The sequence below is a fragment of the Legionellales bacterium genome (assembly GCA_026125385.1).
In the GTDB taxonomy this organism is placed as follows: domain Bacteria; phylum Pseudomonadota; class Gammaproteobacteria; order JAHCLG01; family JAHCLG01; genus JAHCLG01.
This window is the reverse complement of sequence record JAHCLG010000056.1, coordinates 1-4,833: the sequence shown is the minus strand read 5'-3', so window position 1 is coordinate 4,833 and position 4,833 is coordinate 1. Positions and strand designations below refer to the sequence as shown.

Annotated in this window: 5 protein-coding genes; all 5 read left to right on the top strand. The window is 38.9% G+C overall.

The genetic code is table 11. The features are described 5' to 3' along the window. Window positions 1–182 precede the first annotated feature (182 nt). The 5 genes from KIT27_12195 (at window position 183) to KIT27_12175 (ending at window position 4,798) form a co-directional block, all read left to right on the top strand. Window positions 183–845, top strand: a complete 663-nt coding sequence (locus KIT27_12195) for a DsbA family protein (protein ID MCW5590406.1) — start codon at window positions 183–185, stop codon at window positions 843–845. Window positions 846–868: 23 nt separating this feature from the next. After that, the gene (dsbD, locus tag KIT27_12190; protein MCW5590405.1) at window positions 869–2,713 is read left to right on the top strand and encodes a protein-disulfide reductase DsbD; all 1,845 of its coding nucleotides are present in this window, start codon (window positions 869–871) and stop codon (window positions 2,711–2,713) included. 122 nt (window positions 2,714–2,835) lie between these two features. Then, complete coding sequence (locus tag KIT27_12185) at window positions 2,836–3,171, top strand: hypothetical protein (GenBank protein MCW5590404.1); 336 nt, start codon at window positions 2,836–2,838, stop codon at window positions 3,169–3,171. Between the two features lie 21 nt (window positions 3,172–3,192). Next, entirely contained in the window at window positions 3,193–4,044 is an 852-nt protein-coding gene (locus KIT27_12180; GenBank protein MCW5590403.1) for a DUF692 domain-containing protein, read from the top strand. Next, window positions 4,031–4,798 (top strand): putative DNA-binding domain-containing protein, encoded by a 768-nt coding sequence (locus KIT27_12175; protein MCW5590402.1) that lies wholly within the window; start codon window positions 4,031–4,033, stop codon window positions 4,796–4,798. The genes KIT27_12180 and KIT27_12175 overlap by 14 nt, the downstream gene beginning before the upstream one ends. Window positions 4,799–4,833 lie beyond the last annotated feature (35 nt).

Genomic DNA, 4,833 nt, shown 5'->3' with positions numbered 1-4,833 from the left:
TGAAATTCATTACACTACTACAAATGTATAATAGTCTGGCGTAGCCTGGAACGGAGCGCAGCGATGTAGCCTGGAACGGAGCGCAGCGGAGATCCAGGATCAGAACTATTTTAGAACTCAGATCCTGGATCTCCGCTGCGCTACGTTCCAGGCTACACTTTAGTTAAAAGGAAAATGTATTTATGAAAAAATTAATAAGTCTTGTATTAGGGTTTATGCTCATCCTTTCAGGGCAAGTTTATGCTGAAAAAATTCAGCAATTACTCACCGATTTATTCACGCCAAAACTCACTCCAACTAGCACCGTAGTATTAGGAAACCCCCAAGGTGATGTCAGCGTGATTGAATTTACCGATTATAATTGCCCCTATTGCCGTTTAATGACGCCAGTAATCAATCAATTAATCACCGCAGATAAACACATTCGTTTGGTAGTAGTTGACTATCCCGTTGTCACAAAAACCTCCGAATTAGCCGCGCGTGCCGCTTTAGCCACACGTGAACAACAAAAGTTTGCAGAATTTCACGAGGCATTAATGAAATTTAAAGGGCGTTTAGAAGAAGGCGATATTTTATCGATTGCGAAAAAGCAACAAATCGATGTAACACAATTAAAAAAATCCATGGACAGTGCAAAAATTCGCGATGAGGTAGCGAATAATATTCACTTAGGTAATGAATTAGGCATTCAAGGAACGCCCACGGTGATTATTGGCAAAACATTATTAAATCAACAAGAAAATTTAACGAATTCTCCGCGACCCATTTTAAATTTTGGATTTGTAGACTATCAAGCATTACAACAATCGGTTGCAAACATTCGCGATGCGGCTGAGAAAAAATAAGATCTAACCTGGGGATTAAAACATTGCAGCACTCAAGCATAGTAAAAATTAATCATCCATCACTCCTCTTGAGAGTAACCTTAGCGTTACTCTCCAGTATCATACTATTATTATTCATTTCTACTTGTATTGCTCAACTTGCGTTTAAACAACCGCTTCCTGTGGATACCGCATTTGCATTTTCTGCGAGTGTAAAAAGTCCTCATGCTATCGAGGTACACTGGAAAATTGCTCCCCGTTATCATCTTTATCGCGAACGCTTTAAATTTAAACTTCAAGATCCTCATCTCACGATTGGTTCTTATGATCTACCTCCCGGAATTCCTAAGCAAGATGAAATTTTAGGACCTCATCAAGTCTATGAAAATCAAATTAGTTTTATATTGCCGATTCAAGGAGATGCGACAAAGCTTACCTTAATCGCGCAATATCAAGGTTGCGCGGATGATGGTTTTTGCTATCCTCCCACGACCAAACAAGTTACCTTAGACTTAAATAAAACTACCGCCCAAACTGGCATTACCGTCTCTCATAGCCAAATGCAACAAAATACTTTATCGGAACAAGAAAAAATTATTCAGTTATTACAACAACGCCATTTCGGTTGGATTATTTTAATTTTTATTGGAATTGGTTTATTACTCACGTTTACACCTTGCGTGTTACCCATGATCCCCATTCTTTCCAGTATTATTGTCGGACAAGGACAACGCTTAAATACCCGACGGGCGTTTTTTTTATCATTAACCTACGTGCTGAGCATGGCTTGCACATATGCGATTGCAGGAATCATTGCGGGATTACTGGGCAGCTCTTTACAAGCCGCTTTACAAAATAAATGGGTGATTAGTGCTTTTGCGTTATTATTTGTATTATTAGCACTCTCCTTATTTGGTTTTTATGAATTGCAATTACCACGAGCTTTTACCAATCGCATTAATCAGTGGAGTCATCAACAACAAGGCGGAACTTATTTCGGCGTTTTTATGATGGGCATGCTGGCCACATTAATTGTCTCACCTTGCTTAACAGCGCCATTATTTGGAATTTTAGCCTATATCGGCAATACCGGCGATTCACTCTTAGGAGGAATTGCGCTATTTTCATTAGGCATCGGCATGGGAATTCCTTTATTAATTATTGGTACCGTCGGCGGATCGCTTTTACCTAAAGCCGGAAAATGGATGAATGCGGTTAAATCCCTTTTTGGTGTGTTGATTTTAGCGATGGCGATTTGGCTATTATCGCGAATTATTCCAGGTAATGTAATTATGCTATTGTGGGCGGCATTATTCATTATTTGTGCGGTTTATCTCGGCGCTTTCGAAACCAAATTAGCAACCTCATGGCAACATCTGTGGAAAGGGCTTGGATTAATCTTATTTATTTATGGCATTATTTTAATTTTAGGCGGTGCATTAGGAAATACCGATCCCTTCCATCCTTTAGCAAAAATTGAATTTTTAAATACGAAAGACAATAATTCTTCGCATTCGATTTTTATGCGCATCAATAATCGTCAACAGTTAGCGCAAGCGTTACAGCAAGCAAAATCTGCTAATCGCCCGTTAATGTTAGATTTTTATGCGGACTGGTGTGTTTCATGTAAAATAATGGAAAAAACGACGTTTGCCGATCCTAAAGTTATCAATGCGTTAAAATCATTCGTATTAGTGCAAGCCGATGTCACTGCTAATAATGCGCAAACTCAAGATCTCGAACATTCTTTACAAGTGATAGCACCACCTACCATCATTTTCTTTGATCGTCAGGGACAGGAAATAAAAGATCGGCGGATTGTTGGCGAGGTTAATGCCACACAATTTTTACAACAGTTGGAATTCGTACAACAATCCTTACAACCGTAAAAATTATAACGAAAGAGTATACTTTCAAAACATTCCGACGCATAATAATCAGGCTAATTTATTCTAGCAATCTCTAGAGTGCATGTTATGACGCTCTACCATTTTCATCAAAGGAGTACACTATGTCAGATAAAAAACGTAATTTGAAACCACTCGTCATCGCTTTAAGTGCTGGTCTCGCTTTAGGTGTAGCTTCCATGGCTACTGCGGCAACTTCTTCTTCTGCCTCTCCTTTTCAAGGCAAACAATTAAACAGCGGCTATAACGTGGCTGATGCGCATGATGCTGCTGCTCCTGCAACCGATGCTAAAACGGCAGCTCCTGCAGCAGATGCCAAAGATGCTCATCAAGCCGGTGATCATGAAAAATGCGATCCTAAAAAATGTGATAAAGATGGCAAATGCGCTAAAGGTAAATGTGCTAAAGGTAAATGCGCCGGCGCTAAAACCAGCGAATAATCACCTTGAAGATTTTTGACGATGAATAGTCAAAAAGCTTATCATGGTTCAGGCCTTGGGCTGCGCGATGAACATTTCAACGCGCTACTCAAGGCCTTTCCTATTGATATTAATTTTATGGAAATTGCGCCTGAAAATTGGATTAATGCCCCATATAAAACGGACGATTTGTTAGAAAAATTTGTCGCTCAAGTACCTTTTGTCACTCATGGTTTATCACTTTCGTTAGGGGGGCCTGAACCTTTAAATCAGAATTTTTTACACGAAATAAAATCTTTTTTAGATCGTTTCAATATTCAAACTTATACCGAACATTTAACCTATTGCAGTTTTAATGGTCATCTCTACGAATTATTTCCCATCCCTTTCACCGAGGAAGCCGTAAAATATGTGAGCGCGCGCATTCGCCAAACTCAAGATATTTTAGAACGTCGCATTGGGGTAGAAAATGCGTCTTATTATTGCGCCCCCGGGCAAGTGATGGATGAAGTTGATTTTATTAATGCAGTATTAAGCGAAGCTAATTGTGATTTATTGTTAGATGTGAATAATATTTACGTTAACAGCATCAATCACGGTTATGATGGAAAACAATTTATAGAAAAGCTACAGCCTACTGGCATCAGCTATATTCATATTGCCGGACACTGGCAAAAAAATGAAACCATTATTCTCGACACCCATGGTGACACTATTATTGATCCGGTCTGGGATTTATTAACGTGTGCCTATCAACGTTTTGGTGTGATACCCACCTTACTAGAGCGTGATAATGATATTCCTTCACTCCATGAATGCCTGATTGAAGTAAAAAAAATTAAACACATCCAAGAACACATCAAACCTCGAGAAATGGCTTATGTCGAATCATGATTTACTTGAGTTTCAAAAAATTCAACAAGCGTTCACGCAGTCTATTCGTAATCCAAATTTACCGCTTAATATAGAAAATGTTTCTTCGCAGCGATTACAGATTTATCGGGAATTTGTCTTTCATAATTTATGTGAAGTTATGGAGAATTGCTATCCTGTTTTACGCTCGCTCTACACGGAAAAAAATTGGGAAGTATTAATTCAAGATTATTTGCAGCAGCATCAGGCTCAATCGCCCTATTTTCATGAAATTGGTCAAGAGTTTTTATCCTATTTACAAAGTGAACGCGATTTATCGCAAGATCCGCCTTTTTTATTAGAGCTTGCACACTATGAATGGTGCGAAGTTCAATTAAGAAAAACTCCGAATACTATCGCAGAATTATCGTTTAATCCTGCAGGCGATTTGTTGCTGCAAAAACCACTACTATCACCTTTAGCCTGGTTATTACAGTATGATTTTCCGGTGCAAAAAATTAATCGTGATTATCAACCACAACAAAAACCCGCAGAGCCTACTTATATTATTATCTATCGTAAAATTTCCGGCCAAGCTATATATTTTTATGAAATTAATGCGATTACCGCGCGCTTTATCCAGTTGATAGAAGAAAGCGAGCTTAGCGCTCTCGAGTGTTTAGACATCATTGCTAGCGAATTAAATTTAGCGAGTACAGAATCACTGATCCCTTTCGCTCGAGAAATCCTCATCGAGTTAAAAAACCAAGAAATTATTTTAGGTAGCCAGGATTGAATTTTGCCGTAGCCTGGAACGGAGCGTGGCCGTAG

Coding starts and splice junctions, on each gene's coding strand:
- KIT27_12195 (MCW5590406.1), top strand. CDS start 183: ATGAAAAAATTAATAAGTCTTGTATTAGGGTTTATGCTCATCCTTTCA.
- KIT27_12185 (MCW5590404.1), top strand. CDS start 2,836: ATGTCAGATAAAAAACGTAATTTGAAACCACTCGTCATCGCTTTAAGT.
- KIT27_12180 (MCW5590403.1), top strand. CDS start 3,193: ATGAATAGTCAAAAAGCTTATCATGGTTCAGGCCTTGGGCTGCGCGAT.
- KIT27_12175 (MCW5590402.1), top strand. CDS start 4,031: ATGTCGAATCATGATTTACTTGAGTTTCAAAAAATTCAACAAGCGTTC.